A 25104-nucleotide genomic window follows, 5' to 3' on the forward strand; every position below is an offset into this window, starting at 1 on the left:
TTAGGCTCAATGGCTTAAGTTGAATATAAAGTTGCCAACTAGGCAAAAGTACGTCTACGTTTAAAACTAGGATAGAGGGCTTGGTGAAAGCATGGTGAAGCGACGGATATTGATCATAGATGCAACAACAGTGCTTGCTATGCGCATTAAAGTACTGCTGGAGCTGCTCGATTGTGAGGTCGAGCTGCTGCACTTTGCTAATTTAGAGGCCATGGAGCCCAATGACTATGATATGTATATCCTTGCCCATGGCATTCCCATGGCGCTCGCTTGTGAGCTCAAACAAGCCCTCAGCACCTGTAATGTCGCGTTATTGGCGCCCAAGGCTGAACAAGGGGAAGTATTTGCAAGCTTCGCCGAGCTCAATAAGCTGTTTATTGAAGCTCAGGTTATTTATCCTTTTTATGAAAACAAAGAAATCAGTGCGCTATTAGAAAGCATTTTAGAGATTGACGGACCGCAGTCGATAGCCTTGCCGCAAGTGCTTCATGTGAGTCCACAAGATAGCCAGGCACATATCCAGCAGTGGCTGACAGGCGCGCACATTAGCGTACTCGGTGCACACTCTCTTACTCAGGCGTTGGAAATTGCCAACGGAACACATATTGATATTTTGCTCTGTCATTACCAAGTGCAAGGGGGGAGTGGCAGTGATGTGTATTTACAGGTTAAAAGGATACAATCACATTGCCGTTGTATCTTGCTTATAAACCAAGGAGATAAAGCAAATTTACTGGAGGTGATCCGCAGCGGTGTGGATGATGTCATTGAGCTGCCAGCGGATCAAAGTATTGTCCTTAAATCGGTGCACAAAGCATGGCAGACAGAGCTCCTCAAACGTAACAACGCGCAGCTACTTGAGCGGTTACAAGACACCGTTGATGCGCTCATTGAAAAAGACAGTTTGTTACGCGTAGTATTCAAAAACACCCCTGACGCAGTGATTTTGTTTGCCCGCGATGGCAGCCTGATTGACGCCAATGATGCAGCGGCGAGGTTACTGAACCTAAATCAAACTGAGCTCGCAAAGCACACCCTGTTTCAATTTTTGAGCCCAAGCTCAGAGCAAACCTTACTGCAAACTATGCGTTCGAAATCTAGCTTAAACCAGCATAGCTGTGAGCTTGAAGTGCAAACCTCGAAGCGCGGGCTGATCCCTATGGTCGGCTCCTTCAGTGAAATTGACTATCACGGTGCGATTGCCTACGCCGTCATCTTTAAAAATGTGACTAATCTAAAAGAACGTCAAGTGTTACTTGAAGAGGCGCGAGATGAGCTCGAAATCCGCGTCAAGGAGCGCACTCGGGAGCTGGAGTTAGCTAAGGACCAGGCGGAAGCCGCAAGCCGCAGTAAATCAGAGTTCCTGGCCAATATGTCCCACGAACTGCGCACCCCGATGCATTCTATACTCAGCTTTTCGCGATTCGGGCTCGACAAGTTGAGCAATGGTGAAACACCTATTGATAAGTTAAGCAAGTATCTCAACCGTATTCATACTAGCGGCGAGCGCTTACTGTCATTACTTAATAACTTACTTGATTTGTCGAAATTAGACGTTGGCAAATTTCCTTTTTGCCCGAGCCGAGCTGACGTTTGTAAGTTGATTGAATCGAGCATTACCGATGTGTCTGGCACGGCGATGGAAAAACACATCAATATAAAACTCCATGATAACAGTGTGAATAGTCACATTGAGTGCGATGGTGCGCAAATAACTCAAGTAATAACTAATCTATTAGGAAATGCGCTTAAATTTAGCACCGAAGGAAGTGAAATAGACATTTACTTACATGAGGGTGGTGACAACTTGGGAATTCAAGTGGTTGATCATGGAGTAGGTATCCCAGAAAACGAGCTAGAACATGTCTTTGATAAATTCTCCCAAAGTAGCCAAACCAATCGAGGGGCCGGGGGAACAGGTTTAGGATTGGCGATATGCCGAGAGTTTGTGGCGCTGCATCATGGCCGCATTCATGCTAAGCAAAATCCTAAAGGAGGCACTATTATAGAAATAAGCTTGCCAAAAGTTCAGCAAGCACAAGAAACTCAGGCGCCGCCGCATAAGCCGGCAGAATAACAAGCTTGAATAAGGGAAGGTCAATACGATGACAGTGCAACGGGTATTAGCAGTAGATGACGAAGAATATAATCTAGAAATCATTGAAGAAATTCTCGATGATCAGGGGTTTGAGCTGAAAATGGTAGACAGTGGGCCAGCTTGCCTCGCGGTGGTGGGGGAGTTTAAGCCGGATATTATTTTGCTTGATGTCAGCATGCCAGATATGAACGGTTATGATGTCTGTCGCCAACTTAAAGCGAACCCAGAAACCGAAGATATTGTGGTCATGTTTGTATCTGCGCGGGGCACGGTAGAAGAGCGCATGGAGGGTTACGCTGTAGGCGCAGAAGACTACATTGTTAAACCTTTCAGTCACGATGAACTCAAATCAAAGTTGATGAAGCTCAAAGGGTATCTTGACGAGCAAGAAGACTTACAAAAGCAAGTTGACGATGCCACATCTACCGCTTTTAACGCTATGGCAAATAGCAGCGAAATGGGCGAAATCGTCAACTTTGTTGAGCGTATTGGGCAAATTTGGGAGCCCCAAGAGTTAGGCAAAGAACTGCTCAGCTGTTTAAACCGTTTTGGCTTACAAAGTAATGCTGAGTTGCGATTGGATGACGGCGTACAGCACTTCTCATTAAGTGGAGGGTGCTCCCCCATTGTCGTTGAGCTTTTCGATATGCTAAAAACCCGGGGGCGTTTACACGAGTTCTCGCAGCGATTGTTGGTTAACTACGAGAAAGTGAGCTTACTGATCCTGAATATGCCAGAGAAAGAACCCGAGAAGCATGGCCGTATTCGCGATCATGTATGCTTTTTAGTCAGCGTGACCGAGCAGCAACTCACCGCCATTATGACCAAACAAGCGCTGCAAACGCGCCAAGCGCAGTTGGGGGAGGCGGTATCGCGTATTGAAGCACAATTCCGTGAGCTCATCAGTGCGGTGAATCAAACGCGCAGCGATAATGAAAAAGTATTTCGCGCGTTACAAGAGGAGCTTGAGGAGCGTATTCCCACTATGGGCTTAGACGATGATCAAGAAGCTTTTATCTACCAAAAGGTAGACGACACTATCCAACGCTCGGTGGCCCGAGAGGAGTCGGTGGAGAACTTGCAGGCGGCATTTTCTCGCATTGAGCAAGATCTCGCTAAATTGCTCAACTAACGTGGTAAAAAGAGAGCGCTCTGAGATTACTCTGCGTCTCTGGGAAGCCCTTTTTGTACGGCGCGGATCAATCGGTGAGTTTTCTTTGTATGTGCCGTGACTGTCACGCTCAGTGCCTCACGCTTTTGTTGTTGCTGCGTGAGTGCCCAATGAATATGCTCTGCAACCAAGTCACTAGCCCCTTTCAACCTAGCCATTAACGCCTCTACAATAGCGCTATCGTAGGGCGCGTTACCCAAGGCAATGGCAATATTACGAAGCCAGCGTTGGTGGCCAATACGACGGATGGGGCTGCCTTCGGTATTAGTTAAAAACGTCTCTTCATCCCAGCTAAATAGCGTCAATAGTGGCTGATCTTTAAGCTGGGCGCGAGCATGGAAGTCAGACTCTGCGGTGATCTCGCCATAACGGTTCCACGGGCAAATTAACTGGCAGTCGTCACAGCCATAAATACGATTGCCCATCGCTGTTCGGTATTGCTCAGGAATAGCGCCTTTAAGCTCAATGGTTAAATAGGAAATACATTTTCGCGCATCAATCACATAGGGCTCAACGATAGCCCCTGTGGGGCACATGGTCATGCACGCGACGCAACTGCCGCACTCTCCTTGGGTGGCTTGTCGGATGTCAGGGTCATCAACTGGCAGCGGAATATCCACAAACAGCTCCCCGAGGAAAAACCATGACCCTGCTTGTTTGTCTATCAATAAGCTATGCTTTCCGGTAAAGCCTAAGCCAGCCTTAGCCGCAAGCTGGCGCTCTAGCACCGGCGCGGAGTCAACAAAAGGGCGAAACCCCAAACCTTCAGCAACTTGCGCAATACGCTGGCCGAGCTTTTTTATACGGTTACGCATCAGCTTGTGATAATCGCGGCCCAGAGCATAACGGCTGATATAGGCTAACTGAGGATTTTTCAGGGTGCGGGCAAAGCCCGCGTCCGGGGGTAAATAGTGCATCTTTAACGCAATGACACGCTGGGTACCCGGTACCAGTTCGTCTGGCCGGGAGCGCTTGGTGCCATGCTCGGCCATAAAGTTCATTTCGCCATGATAGCCAAGCTCAAGCCAACGTTGTAATTGTGCTTCATGAGCACTGAGATCTATGTCACAAATAGCCGCATCGGCAAAGCCAAGCTCGCTCGCCCATTGCTTAATTTGCTGTGCTAGTTCAGGATAATTAATGGTGTTATTCGGCAAAAGTGAAAACCATGGATAGTCATTACAGTACTAATTTACCACAGCTGGTATTTACTCCCCAACAATTGCAGCAATATGAAGGTGCCGCTGCCAAGCACAGCGGAGTGAGTATGCAGGAGCTAATGCACCGAGCGGGTAGCACCGTGGCTCATTGGATACAACAATACTACGACGAAAAAAAACGCGTTATTGTGCTTAGTGGAGGCGGTAACAACGCCGGTGATGGCTTTGTGGTCGCCACTGAATTACACCAACAAGGGTATGATGTTAAGGTATGGCCGCTGGTCGCTGTGCATACTTTAAAGGGAGATGCCGCAACCATGTATGAGCGCTTTAAACAAAGCGGTGGGGAGTGTGTTCAGGACCCAAATCTACATCATTATCATATAGTGGTGGATGCTATCTTTGGCATTGGCCTTAATCGTGCTTTGCCGGAACCTATTGCTGATGTATTGGCAAAAGTAAATGCCGCTAAGGTGATGCGTATCGCCATTGACGTCCCCAGCGGGGTCGATGCCCACAGTGCGCAGGTACATAATAATGCCTTTAATGCCCACCATACACTGACGTTTATTGCCCTAAAGCAGGGTCTATTGAGCGGTCGTGCTAAAACTCAATGTGGTCACTTATGGTTTGCGCCATTGGCTATAGAGCAAGCTTTTTATCGCCAATGTAGCGCAGTGGCTTGCTTGAATGATCATGCATCGATGATGCGCAAGCGGCCAGTTCGAGACCAAGGCGATCACAAGAATAATGCCGGTCATGTCTTAGTTGTCGCAGGGGGGCTAGGGATGGCGGGCGCAGCGCGATTAGCCAGTGAAGCGGCACTACGAACAGGGGCCGGTTTGGTGAGTGTGGCGACCCATCCAGATAATGTGCAAACCATAAGCCAAGGTTGCTATGAGCTTATGGTTCACGGGGTAGCAACTGTTCAGCAACTCACAGCACTATTGGAAAAAGCCAACGTCGTCGTTATTGGGCCTGGATTAGGGCAATGTCAGTGGGCGCAACAGATGCTCAGCACGGTTCTTGGCTATGAACACAAACGATTAAAAGTGCTGGATGCGGATGCATTAAACCTATTGGCACAGCATCCACAGCGACTCACTGATTGTGTTTTGACGCCGCACCCCAAAGAGGCTGCGCGATTATTGCAAAGCTCCGTTACTGAGGTGGAAGCCAATCGCTTTGCCAAGGTGCAGGAGTTGGCGCGTTCATACCAAGCAACAGTGCTGTTGAAAGGTCCGGGTACACTCATTTGTAGCGCTGATAAATTAACAATTAACAGCAGTGGCAGTAACGCACTAGCGAGTGGCGGCATGGGTGATGTATTATCTGGTATAATTGGCGCGTTGCTAGCGCAGGGCGTTAGCCCACATGACAGTGCCTGTGTGGGAGCTTATGCACACGGCTTAGCAGCCCAGCAAGCAAGCAGTGAGGGCAGCAAAGGGTTGCTCGCCAGTGATTTATTTCCAGTAGTACGAGCTTTAATAGGGTAAGCAATAATGACCATGCGATTTGACCAATATTTAGCGGATGAGCAAGCAACCGTCGCATTCGGGGCGCAACTAGCTCCACTTATCGCTGACGGTGCGGTGATCTATATGTACGGTGACTTAGGGGCGGGGAAAACCACGCTCACTCGTGGAATCGTGCAAGGGCTGGGTCATAAAGGTAAGGTTAAGAGTCCAACTTATACCTTAGTTGAACCTTATGAGCTAGCGCAGGTCAAAGTATATCATTTTGATTTATATCGATTAGCTGACCCAGAAGAGCTCGAATTCATGGGCATTCGGGATTATTTAGATAACCGCGCGGTGTGTATTTTGGAGTGGCCTAGTAAAGGTGAGGGGGTAATTCCTCGCGCTGATTTAGAAATCACGCTAGAGTATACAGGGGAAGCGCGTGAGATCAGTATCGACGCAAAATCTGAGCGTGGCGCTGATGTAGTAACAAAGTTAAAAGGCAATGCTTAAAATAATCATAACCGCAAGCAAGGCAACCTTGTGCGCCATATTGCTCGTATGGGCAACAGTGGCGGCAGCTAAAAACACCATAGAAAACGTGCGTGTATGGCCATCACCCGATAGCACGCGGGTGGTGTTTGATATGCAAGAAAAGCCAGACTTCAGCTATTTCATGCTGAAGAATCCATTACGCCTAGTCGTTGATATCAATAATACTGCGCACCGTAAAGATTACCCGGCAATTGAAAAGAAGCACCAAATTGTTGATAAAATCCGTCCTAGCACGCCGAAAAAGTCGGGTTCTACTCGAGTAGTGTTTGAGTTACTCAAAGCCACTAAGCCGGTCATTTTTTCTTTGGCTCCTACTGGGCCGTATAAAGACCGATTAGTCATTGACCTTTACGATAAAAGTGACGGTCAACAAGCCCAAAACATACCAAAAAATAGAGTATTAGAAACCAATCGTGACATTGTTATCGCGATCGATGCGGGTCACGGCGGTGAAGACCCCGGCTCTATTGGCCCAAGCGGCACCTATGAGAAAGACATCACTTTGCAAGTAGCTAAACGCTTAGAGCGATTGATTAATGCCGAACGGGGCATGCAAGCTTACATGGTGCGCAGCGGAGATTATTACGTCAAACTCAATAACCGCAGCACCAAAGCACGCAAACGCAAAGCTGACTTTTTAGTGTCAATTCACGCTGATGCCTTTACCAGCCCACAGCCGCGAGGAGCGTCGGTGTGGGTGTTGTCTCTGCGCCGGGCTAATTCAGAAATAGGTAAATGGATTGAGGATAGGGAAAAACACTCTGAATTACTTGGGGGGGCTGCGGATGCCATTCGCGACACGGCCAGCGAAAAATATTTAGCGCAGACGCTACTCGACATGTCCATGGATCACTCCATGAAAACCGGCTTTAAAGTGGCTGAAGAGGCCATCAAAGAATTACGAAAAGTGGCGAAAATGCATAAACGCTATCCGCAAGCGGCGAGTTTAGCAGTGCTGAAATCGCCAGATATTCCCTCTATCTTGGTGGAAACGGGGTTTATATCCAACCCTCAAGAAGAGCGGTTGCTGAAAACGGCGGCGCACCAAGAAAAACTAGCTAAGGCGGTGTTCAGATCAATTCGTGGTTATTACCGTAATAACCCCCCTGATGACTCGCTCTTTGCAACGATTAAGGCACAAAACCCAACACGACATAAGATTCGTCGCGGTGAGTCGTTAAGTGTCGTGGCCAGTCGTTATGGCGTCTCTGTCGGGGCTATTAAACGCGTCAATAAGCTAAAAACAGACACAGTCTACATTGGCCAAGTGTTAACCATTCCTAATACCTAACGAGCGTATATGAGTATAGCGATATTACCGGCGCGATTAGCTAACCAAATCGCTGCTGGTGAAGTAGTTGAGCGTCCCGCTTCTGTCGTGAAAGAGTTGGTTGAAAACAGCTTAGATGCGGGAGCGACACGTATTCGCGTTGATATTGAACGCGGCGGCCATAAACTGATCCGCATTACCGACAATGGTTCGGGTATAGTCAAAGATGAGCTCACCCTCGCGCTTTCACGCCATGCTACCAGTAAATTAAAAACACTGGATGATTTAGAATGTATTAACTCCTTAGGCTTTCGTGGCGAGGCACTCGCCTCCATAAGCTCGGTATCGCGACTAACGTTAAAGTCCAAGCCTGCCCAGCAAAATGAAGCTTGGCAAGCCTTTGCTGAGGGACGCGATATGGCCGTGCAGGTGCAGCCAACAGCGCATCCTGATGGCACCACCATTGAAGTTAAAGACTTATTTTTTAATACCCCCGCACGGCGCAAATTCTTACGAACCGAAAAAACTGAGTTCAACCATATTGATGAGCTGCTAAAGCGCATTGCCTTAAGCCGCTTCGATATTGCCATTACCTTAACCCACAACGCTAAAGTAGTGCGCCAATATCGACCAGTGTCGGCGGACGACGCGGGTGCATTAAAGCGTATTGCTCAGGTCGCAGGCAAAGGCTTTGCCAGCCAGGGAATGCATTTACAAAGTGGTGACCAAGGGCTGTATTTGCATGGCTGGATTATGCCTCAGCACACGCAAACAGAGCCGCAGTATACCTATGTTAATGGCCGCATGATGCGCGACAAATTGATTTTACACGCTATTCGTCAAGCCTTTGAAGAACATACCCAACAAGCGCAAGTACCGGCATTTGTACTTTACCTAGAAGTCGACCCCCGCCAGGTTGATGTTAACGTGCACCCGGCCAAGCATGAGGTGCGCTTCCATCAGGCGCGATTAGTCCATGACTTTATTTTACAGGCGGTGCAACAGCTGGTGGCCAGTGAGCAAACGCTAATACCGCAACCCTCGATACCACCCGCAACTGCTGCTCACAGTGACAGTCCTGCTTACCCCAAATCGCAATTGCGTCCTAGTCCTGATAATCAGCAATCGGGGCAGTTTATGGGAACGGCCAGTCGCTCTGGTTCAAGCTATCGAGATTCAGCGCCAGCGAGCACGCGAGCGCACCCTGTTGATGCCCAACGTATTGCTCAAGCGAATCAGTTTTATCAAGGGATCAGTGAAGTACAGGCTCATGAGTTTAATCATGTGGCAGAGTCAGCCCCTGCGGTGCATGTAGCCGCTGAGAGTGTGTCACTCCTGCCCTTAACGGATGGCCACTGTGCAGTGAGTGTGCAAGGGCAGTTACACCTTAGCCACTGGCGTCAGGTGTTACCGCTGGCTTGGCAGCAGCAACTCGAAGCTGAAGCGCAGCTAAGTAGTCGCGCATTGTTGTTACCTGTGCGTGTGGCCTTGCAAGATAAGGAGTTGGCGTGTTTGCAAGGACTGCAATCCTGGCTCTCGGTGTTAGGGTTCGATATCCAGCTTGAAAAACAATTTGCCATGGTTAAGCGTCTACCCAGCAGCTTATATGCCAGCGATGCCAAGCGAGTAATTGAGCAGATACTCAGCGCGCAGTTGACGGCTGAGAGTTCACAGCAGGATTTTCTCACGTGGCTTGCGGCATCTACGCCGAGCAATTATTTCAATGGTAATGACTTTGCAACTTGGCAGACACAGTTACAGAATACTCCAGAAATTGTTCAGCAATTACAGCAAAAAGCCGTTAAAATAGAGCTATCCCAATACGTCAGTCAATTAAGTGTTTAAGCCTTGTGAGTTCATTGCCCGTTATCTGTTTAATGGGGCCTACCGCCTCAGGAAAAACCGCCTTAGCCATTGATTTATGCCAACACTTCGATACCGAAGTGATCAGCGTCGATTCCGCCTTGGTGTATAAAGGGATGGACATCGGCACCGCCAAACCTGATGCGCAAGAACGTGCGTTGGCACCCCATCGACTTATTGACATTGTTGACCCGGCACAGAGCTACTCCATGGCTGACTTTCGCCGCGACGCTCTAGCGCACATCGAACAGCTACATAATCAAGGCAAAGTACCCTTGTTAGTCGGTGGTACTATGATGTATTTCAAAGGCTTGCTCGAGGGGCTGTCGCCACTACCTGAAGCTGATGCAGACATTCGAGCTGCCCTAGAAGCCGAAGCAAAAGAGCATGGATGGCCGGCGTTACATCAGCAGTTACAGCAGGTGGACCCGCAGGCGGCGGCGAAAATTAACGCCAATGATTCACAGCGAATTAATCGCGCCCTAGAGGTATACCGTATCAGTGGTAAGAGTATGACTGAACTGCAGCAAACGAAGGCGCAATCCTTAGGGTTTCCAGTTCATCAATTTGCTATTGCGCCAAGCGATCGTCGCGTTTTGCACCAGCGTATAGAGAAAAGATTCCAAATAATGCTCGAGCAGGGGTTTGAAAACGAAGTTTTGTCCCTATATAACAGGAAGGATTTGCACCCGGATCTGCCTTCTATTCGTTGCGTAGGGTATAGACAAATGTGGGATTACATCGCGGGTGAAATTGATTATGATGAAATGGTTTTTCGTGGAGTAGCTGCTACGCGTCAGTTGGCGAAAAGGCAGTTAACCTGGCTTCGAGGTTGGCAGAACCTAACGTGGCTTGAAAGCGGGGACCAAGAAAACTTGCAACGTATAGTAAGTTCGCTAAGCTAGTATTATTGGGACGTTTTTTTCTTTAGAGTCAGTCCTGAACTAGATACATAATAACACCTAAAACGAAGGAAAATAACAATGGCAAAAGGCCAATCGTTACAAGACCCATTTTTGAATGCGCTACGTCGTGAGCGTATTCCTGTTTCAATTTTTTTAGTTAACGGCATAAAACTGCAAGGCAAGATTCAGTCTTTCGACCAATTTGTCATTTTGTTAGAGAACACTGTAAATCAGATGGTGTATAAGCACGCAATTTCCACTGTTGTGCCAGCCCGAGCAGTGAATTTTCATGGTGCGCAAGGACTCGACGCACCGGAGTCAGAAGAAGGGAATTATTAAATCAGTAGGAGCATAATGCTTGTTTGACCGTTATGAAGCCGGCGAACAGGCAGTCTTAGTTCACATCGAATTTCCCCATGAAGGCGATAGAGAAGATCTTCATGAGTTGGAAATGTTGGTATCTTCTGCAGGTGTTAGCAGTCTGGCGGTTGTGCAAGGCAGTCGCCAGGCACCGCACCCGAAGCTTTTCGTCGGCACGGGGAAGGCAGAAGAGATAGCTGAGATTGTCAAATCCCACAACGCAGATGTCATTATATTCAACCACGAATTAAGCCCATCACAAGAGCGCAACTTGGAAAAGTTGTGTCAATGTCGTGTGCTCGACAGAACTGCACTTATCCTTGATATTTTTGCTCAACGCGCCCGTACCCACGAGGGTAAATTACAAGTTGAATTGGCGCAGCTACGGCACATCTCCACCCGTTTAATACGTGGGTGGACGCACTTAGAAAGACAAAAGGGCGGTATTGGCTTACGCGGCCCCGGTGAGACGCAACTCGAGACCGATAGACGACTGTTACGAGGGCGCATTAAAAGTATTTTAAAGCGTTTAGATAAGGTCGCTAAACAGCGCGAGCAGGGGCGTCGTGCACGTAACCGCAACGAAATCCCGAGTGTCTCTCTGGTTGGCTACACCAACGCTGGGAAATCAACGTTGTTCAATCGCATTACCGAGTCTGAGGTATATGCTGCGGATCAACTGTTCGCGACCTTAGACCCAACACTTAGAAAGCTTGAAGTACCAGATATTGGCAGCGTTATTTTGGCCGATACCGTAGGTTTTATCCGCCACTTACCGCATGACTTAGTCGCGGCCTTTAAAGCGACACTGACCGAGACCCGTGAAGCCGATTTACAGCTCCATGTAATCGATGCAGCAGACTCGCGTCGTAAAGAGAATATAGAGCAGGTACAAGAAGTACTAGAAGAGATTGAGGCGAACGAAATACCGCAGCTACTCATCTACAATAAGATTGACCAGCTTGAAGACGTTGAGGCGCGCATTGACCGCGATGATGAAGGCAAACCGATGCGAGTTTGGCTATCGGCGCAGCAAGGTCAAGGAATGGAGCTACTGAAGCAGGCTATTAGTGAGTTACTCGCGAAGCAAATGCTTAATGCCGACTTGCGTGTGCCCCCTTCACAAGGGCGGCTTCGCGGCGCGTTATACAACCTCAATAGCATTAGCTCAGAGGACTTCGATGAGCAAGGAAACTGGCTGCTTAGCGTAAACGTACCAATGAGTGAATGGAATAAATTGAAAAAGGAAATTGGTGAACAAATTGATGGCTACCTTACGTAGTGCATGAAAATGCGCTAAAGTAGCGTCAACCATGATTTTCTTGCGTCAACTTGGGGGCATAAATCTGTCGACTAAGTATGACAACAACGGTAATGCTGCGATAGCATTACCCCTAGCAACAAACATTGATAACTATGGAGTATGGCTATGGCCTGGAACGAGCCGGGTAACAATGGCAACGACAAAGATCCTTGGAATAATAAAGGTGGTCGTGACCAAGGACCGCCAGATTTAGACGAAGTACTGAAAAAGTACAGCGATAAGTTTGGTGGCTTGTTTGGTGGTAAAAAAGGAGGCGGTAACAATAAAAACGGCGGTTTAGGCGGCGTTGGATTGCTTATCGTGCTGGTAATTGCTGCGATCATCTGGGGCTTAAGTGGCTTCTACACCGTCAAAGAAGCCGAGCGAGGTGTGGTACTACAATTCGGTAAGTTTGACCGTATTGCACAGCCCGGTTTACGCTGGAAAGCGACCTTTATCGAGCGTGTTATCCCTGTTGATATTGAGGCAGTGCGTTCGCTGTCTGCTTCCGGTTTTATGCTCACCGAAGATGAAAACGTCGTGAGCGTTGAGTTTGAAGTGCAGTACCGTGTGGTTGACCCTTATCTTTACAAGTACAGTGTAACTGACGCTGATCACAGCCTGCAGCAGGCATTGGACAGTGCTCTACGTTATGTTGTGGGCCACTCGCAAATGGACCAGGTACTCACTACAGGTCGTGAAATTGTGCGTCAAAACACCTGGGATGAGCTTAACGACATTATCGAACCATATAACCTTGGCCTGATAGTGACCGACGTGAACTTTAAAGACTCACGCCCACCTGCTGAAGTAAAAGATGCGTTCGATGATGCTATCGCTGCGCAAGAGGATGAAGAGCGTTTTATCCGCGAAGCTGAGGCGTATGCCCGTGAAATTGAGCCACGTGCCCGTGGTCAAGTAACGCGTATGACCCAAGAAGCTGAAGGCTACCGTGAACGCGTTACCTTGGAAGCACAAGGTGAGGTGGCTCGTTTTGAAAAGCTATTGCCTGAATATGCAGCAGCGAAAGATGTGACCCGCCAACGCTTGTATCTAGAGACTATGGAGCAAGTACTAGGCAGCAGCACGAAGGTGCTTGTTGATGTCGAAGGTGGCAACAACATGATGTATCTACCGCTGGACAAACTGCTAGATAAGCATCAGTCAGGGCAAAAAATCACCTTGCCTAGCGCTAATAGCATTCAAGACTTACGCAACAAGTTAGGTGCCAATGCATCGCGTAACAGCCAAGTAAATTCTGGCAATGATCGTTTCTCTAAAGACCGCTTTAACGGAGGAAGATAGCAGTGAGAAATTTTAGTATAATCCTCATTATTGCTGCAGTAGTACTTTCGTTTTCTTCGGTGTTTGTAGTACCAGAAGGGCAGCGCGCTATTGTGTTGTTATTCTCTAAAGTACAAAAGGACGATACCGACAACGCTGTGGTGTATGAGCCAGGCTTGCACTTTAAGGTGCCTTTCGTGGCGCAAGTGCGTAAGCTCGATGCGCGTATTCAAACCCTAGATGGAACCCCGGATCGCTTCGTAACCAGTGAGAAAAAAGACCTTATCGTTGATTCTTACGTGAAGTGGCGAGTACAAAACTTCAGTGATTTTTACCTACGTACCCGTGGCGATAAAAATTACGCTGAAACGTTACTAAAGCAAAAAGTAAACAATGGCCTTCGTACCAACTTCGGTGCGCGTACAATCAAAGAAATTGTTTCTGGTGAGCGTAGTGAGTTAATGGAAGAAGCTTTGGTTCAAGCCTCTGAAAGTGCGCGCGAGCTCGGAATTGAAGTCCTCGACGTACGGGTTAAACAAATTAACCTGCCAGACGAGGTGAGTAATTCTATTTACCAACGTATGCGTGCTGAGCGTACCGCTGTAGCGAAAGAGCACCGTTCTGAAGGTCAAGAGAAAGCGGAAGAAATCCGTGCCTCAGTGGACCGTCGGGTGACGGTTATGCTCGCCGATGCTGAGCGTAATGCGCGTTCTGTACGTGGTCAGGGTGATGCACAGGCGGCAAAAATCTACGCCAACGCTTATAACAAAGACCCTGAGTTTTTTGGTTTCTTGCGTAGCTTAGATGCATACAAGAAAACCTTTAAAAACAAGCAAGACGTGATGGTGATTGAGCCTGATGGTGAATTCTTCAAGTACATGAAGAACGCAGAACCACAGTAATCTCGTCATAGTCAGTAATAGCCCCGAGTGCCATCGCCTCGGGGCTTTTTTGTCACTGAGAGAGTCTAATGAGCTGGCAATTGTTAGTAAGCGCCTTTGCGCTTATGCTTATTTTTGAAGGGCTAGGCCCAGCACTGTTTCCAAAAAAGTGGCGTGCATACATGGCGCAGCTAGCTGGCAGTGATGAACGCACCTTGAAAGTGGTGGGTATCATCTTAATCCTCACTGGCGCGCTTCTGTTCCACCTTTTTAACCTCGTCTAGCTTGCTGAGCTAGCAATGAATTTTCTATTAGCGGAAAAAATAACCAAAACGGGGTGATCTGCCCCCGGCTTTTCTGATAAAATCTGCGCCTAATTTTTTCTAAGTGAATTTGCAATGGGTAAAAACGTCGTTGTACTAGGCACCCAGTGGGGTGACGAGGGGAAAGGAAAGGTCGTAGACCTCCTTACAGATAAAGCATCTTTAGTGGTCCGTTATCAAGGTGGGCACAATGCTGGTCACACTTTGGTGATTGATGGCGAGAAAACAGTTCTACACCTGATCCCGTCGGGTGTGCTACGTGACAACGTAAAATGTGTTATCGGTAATGGCGTAGTTCTGGCCCCCGACGCATTGATGAAAGAAATTACCATGCTTGAAGAGCGTGGCGTACCGGTGCGCGAGCGTCTGCTTATCTCTGAAGCGTGTCCGCTTATTCTGCCGTATCACGTTGAGCTTGATATGGCTCGTGAAAAGGCGCGTGGCGCTAAAGCTATTGGTACCACAGGCCGTGGTATTGGTCCTGCGTATGAAGACAAGGTTGCACGCCGTGGTCTTCGCGTTGGTGACTTGTTCAACCCTGAGCAGTTTGCCAATAAGTTGCGCGAAATTCTTGAGTACCACAACTTCACTTTAGAAAACTACTACAAAGTTGAGCCAGTCGACTTCCAAAAGACGTTTGATGATGCCATGGCTGTGGCGGATATCCTGAAATCGATGGTTGTTGATGTGACTGAGCTATTGGATCAGACCCGTGAAAAAGGCGACAACATCCTGTTCGAAGGTGCACAAGGCACGTTGCTGGATATCGACCACGGTACATACCCATATGTTACTTCATCTAACACCACCGCCGGTGGGGTGGCGACAGGAGCTGGTTTTGGCCCGCTGAATCTAGATTATGTGTTGGGTATTGTTAAAGCTTACACTACGCGTGTGGGTTCAGGTCCATTCCCAACAGAGCTTTATGATGGCGTTGATAAGCAAGACCCAGTGGGTAAACACCTTGGCGAAAAAGGCCACGAGTTTGGTGCTACGACCGGCCGTTTGCGCCGTACAGGTTGGTTTGATGCTGTGGCTATGCGCCGTGCGGTACAAATCAATAGCATCTCAGGCTTCTGTATGACCAAACTGGACGTACTTGATGGCCTCGAAACTATTAATATTTGTACTGGTTATCAGCTTGAAGACGGCACCGTTACTAACGTCACACCGCTTGCTGCTGAAGGCTACGAAAAAGTCACGCCAGTGTATGAAGAAATGCCAGGCTGGAGCGATAACACCTTCGGTGTTACTCGTGTTGAAGACTTGCCTAAAGCGGCAATCGACTATATCAAGCGTGTTGAAGAAATCACCGGTGTTCCGGTTGATATTATTTCAACCGGCCCTGATCGTGTTGAAACCATGATTGTGCGCAACCCATTTGCTGAATAAGCGTAGGGTGTGAAAAAAAGCTGCTGCGGCAGCTTTTTTTGTGCCTGCATATACCAATTTTGGCACTGGTTTTGCTATAAATTGATGAGAGAGTTGATTCGTCAAAGGAGCGTCATGCGCCATTTGTTAACCATGTTATTACTGACCAGTGTGCTCAGCACCACAGCTCATGCGGCAGAGCCGTTAGAGGCCGTACAGCTGTATACACAGGATGAGTTGGTTAAATTAATACGTAAAAACGCCCATTTAAAGCGGGTGCAGGATGATGATTGCCAACTTGTGCAAGATATTGCCGCGCGCGCGAGTAAAATGAAGTTGCCCAGTTATCAGTTCCTCTACGGTGATATGCTCGCTTACAATGTGTGCGTTGAACGAGATGTGGACTTAGGTGTTTACTACATGCGCCAAGCCGCTGAGCAGGGCTTAGCCGAGGCGTTAGAGCAGCTGGGACGCTACTATGATATTGGCCGCTTAGTTCAGGCCGATAAAGCCATGGCTATCGTGTATTTGCGTGAAGCCGCTGCACAAGGCAACCTGCCAGCGCAAATGCGTTTGGTAAAGCTGTTTAATCAGGGCTACGGCAGTCCACGCGACTATGAAGATGCTTATCGCTGGCTGTTTCATACCCAAGTTGCAGATCGCAATCTACACAAGAAAATTGGTGCGCAGTTAAGTAAATTGGCGCAAAAAATGCCCGATAGCGTGGTTGCACGGGCACGATTACCCGTTGATCAATAAAGTTTAACAGTATTTACCTGTTGCCTTTTCCCGATATGGGTTAAAATAACACCATAAGTCACCGTATAAGTTATTGAATGACCAAACAGGATCCATACCTCGATAGAGAACAGCAAAAATACGAAAACCCCGTCCCCAGCCGCGAGTTCATCCTCGACCACATTAAAAAACGCGCTAAGCCTGCTAATTTCAGCCAACTTTGTTCCGAGTTGGATGTATATGACAGTGAGCGTCAAATAGCCTTTAAGCGCCGCCTGCGCGCCATGGAGCGTGAAGGGCAGCTGCATTTCAATAAGCACAAATGCTACGTTATTCCCGATGATAGTGGCTTAGTCAAAGGTAAGGTCATTGGCCACCGTGATGGCTTTGGTTTTTTGCAAGTCGAAGGTGAACCTAAAGACTGGTTTATTGCTCGTCACCAAATGAACACCGTGTTACATGGCGATGTAGTGTTAGCTAAAGCGGGCTCACGTGGCCAAGGTGGCAAGGTTGAAGCACGCATTGTGAAAGTACTTGAAGGCGAGCGTGCGCCAATCATTGGCCGTTACTTTGTTGAGCATGGTATGGCTGTGGTTGTGCCAGAAGACCCACGCATTACGCAAGATATCATTATTGTCCCTGGGGCAGAAAAAGGCGCGCGCCACAACCAAATGGTGCAAATTGAGATCACCCAAAGCCCAAGCCGCCACATGAATGCGGTTGGCAAGGTCACAGAGGTGCTCGGTGAGCATTTAGCACCGGGTATGGAAATTGAGGTGGCGCTGCGAAATCACGAAATCCCTCACCAGTGGCCACAAGAAGTTGAGGAGCAGGTGGCTCCTTTAGGCGAGCAGGTGGCAGAGCAAGACAAACAAGGGCGCGTTGACCTGCGTCATTTGCCCTTGGTCACCATTGATGGCGAAGATGCCCGAGATTTTGATGACGCTGTATTTTGTGAGCGCAAAAAGTCCGGTGGTTGGCGCCTATGGGTGGCGATTGCTGATGTCTCCCATTACGTGCAAAAAGGCTCCCCTTTAGATCAAGAAGCGATTAATCGCGGTAACTCAGTGTACTTCCCTGAGCAAGTTATTCCCATGCTCCCTAAGGTGCTATCCAATGGCTTGTGCTCACTGAACCCGAAGGTCGACCGCCTGTGTATGGTTGCGGAAATGACCGTCTCCGCAGCCGGTAAGCTCTCAGGCTATCGTTTTTATCAAGCACTGATGAACTCGCATGCCCGCCTTACCTACACCAAGGTGCACGCAATTTTAGAAGGCGATGAAAAATTGCGTGAAGAGTACGCGCCCCTAGTGGGTCATCTGCAAGATTTGCAGCAGATGTATATGGCGCTAAAAGCGGCGCGCCAAGAGCGTGGTGCCATTGAGTTTGAAACCCTGGAAACACGGTTTGTGTTTAACGCGCAGCGCAAAATTGAGTCTATAGTACCCGTTGTGCGTAACGACGCCCATAAGCTTATCGAAGAATGCATGATTTTAGCGAACGTGTCAGCGGCGCGATTACTAGAAAAGCACGAGGCCAGTGCCTTGTATCGTGTGCATGATGAGCCGGACAGTGAGAAGCTTGGACACTTTCGCCAGTTCCTTGGTGAACTCGGCATAGAGAACCCCTTTGGGGATTCTCCCGAGCCAGCGGAGATTACCGCTGCCATCGACAAATTAGCCGATCGCCCAGAGTTGGGACTGATTCAAACGATGTTGCTGCGAGCGATGAAGCAAGCCGTTTATCAGCCTGACAACATTGGTCACTTTGGTTTGGCACTGCCTGCTTATGCGCACTTTACCTCGCCAATCCGCCGTTATCCCGATTTGGTCGTACATCGCGCTATCAAGGCCATACTCAAAGCGCAAGGGCAGCAAACCAGTGGTGAGTATGAATACAACGATGATGAAGCGGATCAACTCGGTGAGCAGTGCTCGATGACCGAGCGCCGCGCTGATGATGCGACACGTGAAGTCGCTGATTGGTTGAAGTGCGAGTATATGCAAGATCATGTTGGCATGCACTTTGGCGGGGTTATCTCGTCGGTCACTAATTTTGGCTTGTTTGTGCGCTTAGATGACCTGCAAATAGACGGCCTGGTTCATATTGCTAACCTGGGTGATGAATTTTTCCACTTCGATGGCGCCAAACATTGCCTTGTCGGTGAGCACAGTCGTACTGTGTATCGCATGGGTGATAAAATATCGGTGCAAGTGGCTTCGGTTTCTTTAGAAGAGCGCCGTATTAATCTTGCCCTGGCGCAACAAGAGCCCGATCGTTATGCTCGGCGCAAGGCTAAAAAGCCTTCGGTACGCGATAAGCTTAAAGCGGGCGATATCCCAGGAAAAGGCAAGAAGCCAACACCCGGTGGTAAGAAAAGTGGCGGTAAAAAGAAAGCCTCTAAAGACAAAAAAGCAACAGCTGGCAAAAACGTAAAGGCCAGTAAAAGCAAGAAAAAGTCACGAGCAGGTAAAAATGCTCGTAAGAAAACGAAAAAGTAGAGAGTCCCAGTGAGTAACGAATTAATCTTTGGTTTTCATAGTGTCGAAGCCATCCTCAGCCGCGAGCCCGAGCGCTTCATTGAACTGTATGCTTTAAAAGGGCGCGATGATAAGCGTCTAAATGCGTTGATCAATCAGGCTCGGCAATTCGGTATTTCGGTGCAGTTTATGCAGCGTAAAGCGCTGGATGACAAAGCCCGAGGCGAACAGCATCAAGGTATTATTGCTCGAGTCCGCCAAGGTAAACAATATAACGAGCGTGATTTAGACGCCATTATCAGCCGAGAGCAAACGCCCTTTTTATTGGTTTTAGATGGCATCACCGACCCTCACAATTTGGGGGCCTGCCTGCGTAGTGCGGACGCTGCCGGTGTGCACGCGGTTATCGTGCCTAAGGATAAGTCGGCGAAGTTAAATGCGACGGTACGAAAGGTCGCTTGTGGCGCCGCCGAAGTGGTGCCGTTAGTGCAAGTGACTAACCTCGCACGGACCTTGCGTGAAATTAAAGACGCGGGGGTGTGGGTTGTCGGCACGGCAGGAGAGACCGATACCACCTTGTTTGATGCCAACCTCACCGGCCCTATCGCCATGGTCATGGGAGCTGAGGGCGATGGGATGCGCCGTTTAACGCGTGAACATTGTGATGTGCTGGTGAAAATTCCAATGGTGGGCACGGTATCTAGCCTAAATGTCTCGGTCGCGACTGGCATTAGCTTGTTTGAAGTGCTCAGACAGCGAAGCGCATAACGCCAGTTAGGCATGCACCCCCCTTGATATTGTAAGGTGTGTGCCTGACTCCATATTCTATGTCATTACCTCACATCAATCAGGTGTAATTTGCCTGTATTCGCCTTCTTTTAAGTTGCTTAATTTGCCAACAATGCGTAGAATACGCGCTCATTTCGGCCATTTTACATTAATTCCTTGCCTTAAACCGACCGGCCGAAACGGTGGAAGGCTATATTAACCGTAAGGAATACCCATGCGTCATTACGAAATCGTATTCATGGTTCATCCAGATCAAAGTGAACAAGTTCCTGGTATGATCGAGCGTTATACTGGTTCTATCACTGAAGCTGGCGGTAAGATTCACCGTCTAGAAGACTGGGGCCGCCGTCAACTGGCTTACCCAATCGAAAAGCTTCACAAAGCACACTATGTTCTAATGAACGTTGAAGCACCTACTGAAGTAATCAACGAGCTTGAAACTTCTTTCCGCTACAACGATGCAGTGCTTCGTAACCTAGTTATGCGCACTAAAGATGCAGTAACTGAAGCTTCTCCTCTTGCAAAAGAAGAGAAAAAAGAAGCTGCTGAAGCTTAATCGTTCTGCGTGGTTGTAATGGCTGAAACGCCTAGTGAGCAAGCGCTCAATCTAGTCGAATTAGGTGGCACTGTTTGTAAGGCCCCTAAGTTCAGTCAAAGCCCGGCCGGTGTACCCCACTGTATTTTCGTGCTAGAGCACCGTTCAATACAGGTTGAAGCGCAACTAAACCGTCAAAGTTATGTGCGTATTCAGGTGGTAGCAAGTGGTTCGGAGCATCAATCAGCAACACAATATTTGCAAGTTGAGCAGTCAGTGCGAGTGCGGGGGTTTTTAAACCGCCACCAAGGCCGAAATGGTCTCAGTCAACTGGTGCTGCATGCTCAGCAAATTGAAAGAATTAATTGAGGAAAATACTCATGGCACGTTACTTCAGACGTCGTAAGTTCTGCCGCTTCAAAGCGGAAGGCGTAAAACAAATCGATTATAAAGATCTAGCTACTCTTAAAAACTATGTTACCGAAAGTGGCAAAATCGTACCTAGCCGTATCACAGGTACTAGCGCTAAGTATCAGCGTCAGCTAGCAACTGCTATCAAGCGTGCTCGCTACCTAGCCCTTCTTCCATACACTGACTTACACAAGTAAGCAGCGGATTAACAGTTTTTAAAAGGTGTAGAGACATGCAAGTTATTCTACTAGACAAGATCGCAAACCTAGGTGGCCTAGGTGACCAGGTTTCTGTTAAATCTGGTTTCGCACGTAACTTCCTGTTCCCGAAAGGTAAGGCAGTTCCTGCAACTAAAGCTAACATCGAAACTTTCGAAGCACGTCGTGCTGAGCTTGAAGCGAAAATCGCTGAAGAGCTAGCTGCTGCTACAGCTCGCGCTGAGAAACTTGAAGCACTTGCAGAAGTGACGCTAGTTTCTAAAGCTGGTGACGAAGGTAAACTATTTGGTTCAATCGGTACTCGTGATATCGCTGATGCGATCTCTGCAACGGGCATCGAAGTAGCTAAATCAGAAGTTCGCCTACCTAACGGTACTATCCGTGAAACAGGTGAATTCGACGTAGCAATCCAAGTTCACGCAGAAGTGATGGCTTCTATCAAAGTGATCGTTATTGCTGAAGCTTAATCGTCGATTAGCTTTATAAAGACCGCGCTTAGGCGCGGTTTTTTTATGCCTGTCTGATGTTGACATTGCTCGTTTCTTGCAGAGCTTGTCATCCTCAAGCGGCGACAGTGAAGCTGTTCTTTCTTATACCCGCCTGCAGTCCTATTCGTTGTTTCAAGCGCATTCCACAAAAAGTCTTGATCGACAGCGTGAATCAAAAAGGTTGACTTTTGTAGGTCAGGTTTCAACCTGACAGGCTCTGCCTATCTGCTCGATTTCTTTCGTTTCGGCCAAAATGAACACTGATTCATTTCTACTATCACCTTTAAAGGTGATAGTGGAAGGAAAGGCCTGTTTGTTTAGACGTAATTAGCATGATTACCCTGTAAAAGTATATTTAGAGTTATTGCACTAAATGTTTATTGTGATATTGTATTACTAATATCTAATTTAGGGACGATTAAGTTGAAAAGTATTAATAGCCGGAACTTTCACTTGTTACTGATTACTTTATTAAGTTAATAGGTTTAATTTAAGCTTATGATTAGTAACAAAAATATTTTTATTAAAGTTTTTCGTCACGATATGCTGGCTGTCAATGTGCGACAACACCATAAGTTGACTTTGACAGCGTTGTCATTATATCTTAACCCAGTCTTAATAAAACTCTAGGCAAAACAATGCGCTTACAAGGAATGCTACAACGCGGTTTTACCCTGATAGAAATGATGATAGTGGTCGCTATTATCGGTATTTTGTATGCAGTGGCGATGCCAGCCTACAGCGAGTATATGGAAAAAGGTCGCCGTGCGGACATGCAGCAAAATATGCTGCAAGTTGTTGCCGTGCTTGAACGTACATATTCTCGTATGGGCGGATACCCTAGTAACTTTACCCTCCCTACATCTGATTATTACACCTTGCGGTATGCCCCGCAGCCAACTATCTCTAGTAGCGGCGGCGCACATTATGATGCTAAAAAGTTTACCTTGCGGGCTATTCCCAAAGCTGCACAGAGTGGTGACGAGTGTGGCACCCTGAGTATCAACGAAGTCGGTCAGCAACGCGCTAGCGGTGGTGATGACGACGATTGTTGGGGGAACTAACCCAATGCATCAAGGAAGATATTCAGCCCTAGGCTTTACTTTAGTTGAGTTAATGGTGGTGGTAGCAATCATCGCTATCGCCGCCATTATCGCCACGCCGTCGTATATACAGTTCATAAAGCAAGACCGCATTGTCAATCACGCGAACCAACTTCATAGTGTGTTTAAGTTCGCTCGCAGCGAAGCTGTTAAGCGTGAGCGAGCCATTAATTTGCGCGCTACAGCCGAACAGTGGCAAGTGATAGCCAACCCAGGTGAAGCGAATGAAGCCGTGCTAAGAGCTTTTACCAAGCAACATAGCTCGCTAACGATTGCGCTGCCTAACCGCATTGTTGCCATCACTGGTGAGCTTAACAACGCCGCTAATATATTGATCACTGACAATGATGCCAGTACCACGGACTATCGCTTATGCGTTCTACGCAGCGGCCAAAGCTGGTTAGCTGAGGAAGGTGAAGCATGCGTGTAAAAGCAATACAGTCTGGCTTTTCGTTATTAGAGATTATGGTATCGGTGGCGATTGCAGCCATTGCCTTGTTGGGGCTGGGCAGCGCACAGCTCAAGTCATTGCAGTATGCGACGAGCAGCTTCAACTACACCATGGCCATTGTACAGGCCAACAACGCTGCAGAGCGCATCTGGCCAAATTTATGCACGCTCAAGCATGGCGGTGGTTTTAACGGCAACTTCAAAAACACCACCTTGGCACCGCAAATTGATGACTACAGCATTACCTTTCCCGCTAATTTTAACGACGATTTAGCCATTGAAGTGCAATGGCCAGATAGCCGCCTTGATGATGGTCTGCAATCTAAGTTGCGCATTTTTGCTCAATATCCAACGCTTTCAGCTGCGGAGTGTGGTTTATGAAACGCGCTCATTTAGGTTTTACTTTAGTTGAACTAATGGTTGCTTTAGCCGTAGGTAGCTTTTTAATCGCTGGCGTTGGGCTTTCTTATGCCACTATCAAAGGCACTGTAAGTGCGACTAAAGAGCTAGAAAATGCTCAAGAGGTGGTTCGTTTCACTTCTCAGGTGCTTACTCGCAGCCTTAAACAAACCCCATTTTCGCCTGTGGTCAGTGCTGATGGCAGTACGCTGCGGGTTCAGCAACAGGCGGGCGTTTTATCGTGTTTGGGCACCACGCCTAGCGCTGATTATATTGAGCAATACCGCTTGGTTGATGGGCGTATACAGTGTGATATGGGCGCTGGCGGCGAAGACATCCTGACCGGTGTGACGGCGCTCAGCTTTAGCTATGATGCGACCACCAAGCTCACCACTATTAATGTTACTCCTCAGGGACTGCCGCAGCAGTTTGGAGGCCAAGTACAAATCGATATTGCAGCGTCGCGATTAATTTTAAGTGAACTATATGGAGCAAGTTCATGAAGCAACAGCAGGGCTTCACTCTAGTCAGTGTGATGTTATTAACCGTGGTCGCTGGCGTGGTGGTATTTACTTCACTAAAAGACAGCATCGTGCAAGAGCGCCTCAGTGGCAACTTTCAGAAGAAAGTTAATGCGCGGATGATGTCTGAACGAGCCGTTTTTGCTCAGGTTGAGAAAGTGCAGCAGCAACTGCATGCAAACCCTGATGCTGATATTGACGAACTCGTAGCGCAAACTGAGCAAGCACACAGTGGCTCCATTCATAAGGGAGACCTAAAGTATCGTGCACAGCTAAATAAAAATGGCGCGGGTGAGCTGGAAATTGCTGCGTTAGGAGAGCGTTATGCTGGTGAAGCAGAGGCTAATTTAGTGGCCAGATACGCCGTTACCAGCAACGGTGGCTATGCCCCTTTTAACACCGCCATAGTTGGCTGTGATGGAGTCTTAAATTCAGCGGGGGGGAACATAGATAGCTATGATTCGCAGCAGCTTAATGGCCAGTACGATCGCAGCAATGCCTCAACCCAGGCGCATGTAAAAACGATTTCACCCAATGCGGATATCGTTGTCAGTGGGGGGTCTTCCACGTGGGGTGATGTCCGTGCAACAGGAAACATCAACATTACCGGAGCAGGATTTATATCCGGGACTGTTCATGCCAATGGCGATATTGATGTCAGTGGCGGTAGCTCAGGAGATTATACGATACCGCCTGGTTTTCCTGCGAAAACGCGAATTGGCGGGGATATTTTGGCAAAAGGCAGTGTTACCTATCAGGGGCGCCATATATTAGGGGTGGTAACAATACCACGGAAGAAAATAATAAAGACTCTATCGCCGACACTAATTATAAAGGTGCGCCTTATCACCAAACTGTTGCCGTTCCCGCTGTTCCTGCCAGTAACAGCGCGGATCCTAACCACGACCCTAAAGACCCAGACACCAACTGTGATCCTTACTCGTTGCCCTCTGAATTAGCAAAACTGC

At 48.1% G+C, this 25104-nt stretch carries 26 protein-coding genes; 25 read left to right on the top strand and 1 reads right to left on the bottom strand.

Features of this window, described 5'->3' with window-relative positions; genetic code table 11:
• Positions 1 to 91 precede the first annotated feature (91 nt).
• Together MHM93_RS03490 and MHM93_RS03495 are read left to right on the top strand one after the other, a co-directional pair.
• Positions 92 to 2077: an ATP-binding protein gene (locus tag MHM93_RS03490; protein WP_239448063.1), complete on the top strand. Its 1986-nt coding sequence runs from the start codon at positions 92 to 94 to the stop codon at positions 2075 to 2077.
• Positions 2078 to 2105: 28 nt separating this feature from the next.
• Entirely contained in the window at positions 2106 to 3230 is a 1125-nt protein-coding gene (locus MHM93_RS03495) for a response regulator (RefSeq protein ID WP_239448065.1), read from the top strand.
• Positions 3231 to 3256: 26 nt separating this feature from the next.
• On the opposite strand, the gene queG is transcribed toward MHM93_RS03495, so the two are convergent.
• Positions 3257 to 4426, bottom strand: a complete 1170-nt coding sequence (gene queG, locus MHM93_RS03500) for a tRNA epoxyqueuosine(34) reductase QueG (RefSeq protein ID WP_239448067.1) — start codon at positions 4424 to 4426, stop codon at positions 3257 to 3259.
• A gap of 11 nt (positions 4427 to 4437) precedes the next feature.
• Here queG and MHM93_RS03505 point away from each other — a divergent pair, with 11 nt between their 5' ends.
• The 23 genes from MHM93_RS03505 to MHM93_RS03615 all read left to right on the top strand — a co-directional run bounded on the left by MHM93_RS03505 (position 4438) and on the right by MHM93_RS03615 (position 25095).
• Positions 4438 to 5925, top strand: a complete 1488-nt coding sequence (locus tag MHM93_RS03505) for an NAD(P)H-hydrate dehydratase (protein ID WP_239448069.1) — start codon at positions 4438 to 4440, stop codon at positions 5923 to 5925.
• A gap of 6 nt (positions 5926 to 5931) precedes the next feature.
• Positions 5932 to 6402, top strand: coding sequence for a tRNA (adenosine(37)-N6)-threonylcarbamoyltransferase complex ATPase subunit type 1 TsaE (gene tsaE / locus MHM93_RS03510; RefSeq protein WP_239448071.1), 471 nt, complete (start codon positions 5932 to 5934; stop codon positions 6400 to 6402).
• Entirely contained in the window at positions 6395 to 7735 is a 1341-nt protein-coding gene (locus MHM93_RS03515) for an N-acetylmuramoyl-L-alanine amidase (RefSeq protein WP_239448073.1), read from the top strand. Before tsaE ends, MHM93_RS03515 begins: the two co-directional genes overlap by 8 nt.
• A gap of 9 nt (positions 7736 to 7744) precedes the next feature.
• Positions 7745 to 9559, top strand: coding sequence for a DNA mismatch repair endonuclease MutL (gene mutL / locus MHM93_RS03520; protein WP_239448075.1), 1815 nt, complete (start codon positions 7745 to 7747; stop codon positions 9557 to 9559).
• Between the two features lie 5 nt (positions 9560 to 9564).
• Positions 9565 to 10482 carry a tRNA (adenosine(37)-N6)-dimethylallyltransferase MiaA gene (miaA, locus tag MHM93_RS03525; protein WP_082079304.1) on the top strand — a complete coding sequence of 306 codons (918 nt, stop codon included), beginning with the start codon at positions 9565 to 9567 and terminating at the stop codon, positions 10480 to 10482.
• Between the two features lie 78 nt (positions 10483 to 10560).
• Positions 10561 to 10821: an RNA chaperone Hfq gene (gene hfq / locus MHM93_RS03530; protein ID WP_022945614.1), complete on the top strand. Its 261-nt coding sequence runs from the start codon at positions 10561 to 10563 to the stop codon at positions 10819 to 10821.
• A 19-nt stretch (positions 10822 to 10840) separates the two neighbouring features.
• Positions 10841 to 12124 (top strand): ribosome rescue GTPase HflX, encoded by a 1284-nt coding sequence (gene hflX, locus MHM93_RS03535; protein WP_022945615.1) that lies wholly within the window; start codon positions 10841 to 10843, stop codon positions 12122 to 12124.
• Between the two features lie 147 nt (positions 12125 to 12271).
• Positions 12272 to 13450: an FtsH protease activity modulator HflK gene (gene hflK, locus MHM93_RS03540; protein ID WP_022945616.1), complete on the top strand. Its 1179-nt coding sequence runs from the start codon at positions 12272 to 12274 to the stop codon at positions 13448 to 13450.
• 2 nt (positions 13451 to 13452) lie between these two features.
• Positions 13453 to 14331, top strand: a complete 879-nt coding sequence (gene hflC / locus MHM93_RS03545; protein ID WP_022945617.1) for a protease modulator HflC — start codon at positions 13453 to 13455, stop codon at positions 14329 to 14331.
• 68 nt (positions 14332 to 14399) lie between these two features.
• The gene (locus tag MHM93_RS03550) at positions 14400 to 14594 is read left to right on the top strand and encodes a DUF2065 domain-containing protein (RefSeq protein ID WP_239448077.1); all 195 of its coding nucleotides are present in this window, start codon (positions 14400 to 14402) and stop codon (positions 14592 to 14594) included.
• A gap of 114 nt (positions 14595 to 14708) precedes the next feature.
• Positions 14709 to 16025 carry an adenylosuccinate synthase gene (locus tag MHM93_RS03555; RefSeq protein ID WP_239448079.1) on the top strand — a complete coding sequence of 439 codons (1317 nt, stop codon included), beginning with the start codon at positions 14709 to 14711 and terminating at the stop codon, positions 16023 to 16025.
• 132 nt (positions 16026 to 16157) lie between these two features.
• Entirely contained in the window at positions 16158 to 16763 is a 606-nt protein-coding gene (locus tag MHM93_RS03560; RefSeq protein WP_235045749.1) for a tetratricopeptide repeat protein, read from the top strand.
• Positions 16764 to 16840: 77 nt separating this feature from the next.
• Positions 16841 to 19243 (top strand): ribonuclease R, encoded by a 2403-nt coding sequence (gene rnr, locus MHM93_RS03565; RefSeq protein WP_239448081.1) that lies wholly within the window; start codon positions 16841 to 16843, stop codon positions 19241 to 19243.
• Between the two features lie 9 nt (positions 19244 to 19252).
• A complete protein-coding gene (rlmB, locus tag MHM93_RS03570; RefSeq protein WP_022945622.1) occupies positions 19253 to 19990 on the top strand; it encodes a 23S rRNA (guanosine(2251)-2'-O)-methyltransferase RlmB in 738 nt (245 codons plus the stop codon).
• A 235-nt stretch (positions 19991 to 20225) separates the two neighbouring features.
• Positions 20226 to 20567 (top strand): 30S ribosomal protein S6, encoded by a 342-nt coding sequence (gene rpsF, locus MHM93_RS03575; protein WP_022945623.1) that lies wholly within the window; start codon positions 20226 to 20228, stop codon positions 20565 to 20567.
• Positions 20568 to 20585: 18 nt separating this feature from the next.
• The gene (gene priB, locus MHM93_RS03580) at positions 20586 to 20915 is read left to right on the top strand and encodes a primosomal replication protein N (RefSeq protein ID WP_022945624.1); all 330 of its coding nucleotides are present in this window, start codon (positions 20586 to 20588) and stop codon (positions 20913 to 20915) included.
• 11 nt (positions 20916 to 20926) lie between these two features.
• A complete protein-coding gene (gene rpsR / locus MHM93_RS03585) occupies positions 20927 to 21154 on the top strand; it encodes a 30S ribosomal protein S18 (protein ID WP_022945625.1) in 228 nt (75 codons plus the stop codon).
• Positions 21155 to 21189: 35 nt separating this feature from the next.
• A complete protein-coding gene (gene rplI / locus MHM93_RS03590; protein WP_022945626.1) occupies positions 21190 to 21642 on the top strand; it encodes a 50S ribosomal protein L9 in 453 nt (150 codons plus the stop codon).
• Between the two features lie 659 nt (positions 21643 to 22301).
• Positions 22302 to 22727, top strand: a complete 426-nt coding sequence (locus tag MHM93_RS03595) for a type IV pilin protein (RefSeq protein WP_151173488.1) — start codon at positions 22302 to 22304, stop codon at positions 22725 to 22727.
• Positions 22702 to 23196, top strand: coding sequence for a GspH/FimT family pseudopilin (locus MHM93_RS03600; RefSeq protein ID WP_239448083.1), 495 nt, complete (start codon positions 22702 to 22704; stop codon positions 23194 to 23196). Before MHM93_RS03595 ends, MHM93_RS03600 begins: the two co-directional genes overlap by 26 nt.
• Positions 23187 to 23597, top strand: coding sequence for a prepilin-type N-terminal cleavage/methylation domain-containing protein (locus tag MHM93_RS03605; protein WP_130144452.1), 411 nt, complete (start codon positions 23187 to 23189; stop codon positions 23595 to 23597). Before MHM93_RS03600 ends, MHM93_RS03605 begins: the two co-directional genes overlap by 10 nt.
• Positions 23594 to 24118 (top strand): type II secretion system protein, encoded by a 525-nt coding sequence (locus tag MHM93_RS03610; protein ID WP_239448085.1) that lies wholly within the window; start codon positions 23594 to 23596, stop codon positions 24116 to 24118. Before MHM93_RS03605 ends, MHM93_RS03610 begins: the two co-directional genes overlap by 4 nt.
• The gene (locus MHM93_RS03615; protein WP_239448086.1) at positions 24115 to 25095 is read left to right on the top strand and encodes a hypothetical protein; all 981 of its coding nucleotides are present in this window, start codon (positions 24115 to 24117) and stop codon (positions 25093 to 25095) included. The genes MHM93_RS03610 and MHM93_RS03615 overlap by 4 nt, the downstream gene beginning before the upstream one ends.
• Positions 25096 to 25104: the final 9 nt, after the last annotated feature.

It is taken from the genome of Pseudoalteromonas sp. MM17-2, assembly GCF_022347945.1.
Taxonomy (GTDB): Bacteria; Pseudomonadota; Gammaproteobacteria; order Enterobacterales; family Alteromonadaceae; genus Pseudoalteromonas; species Pseudoalteromonas ruthenica.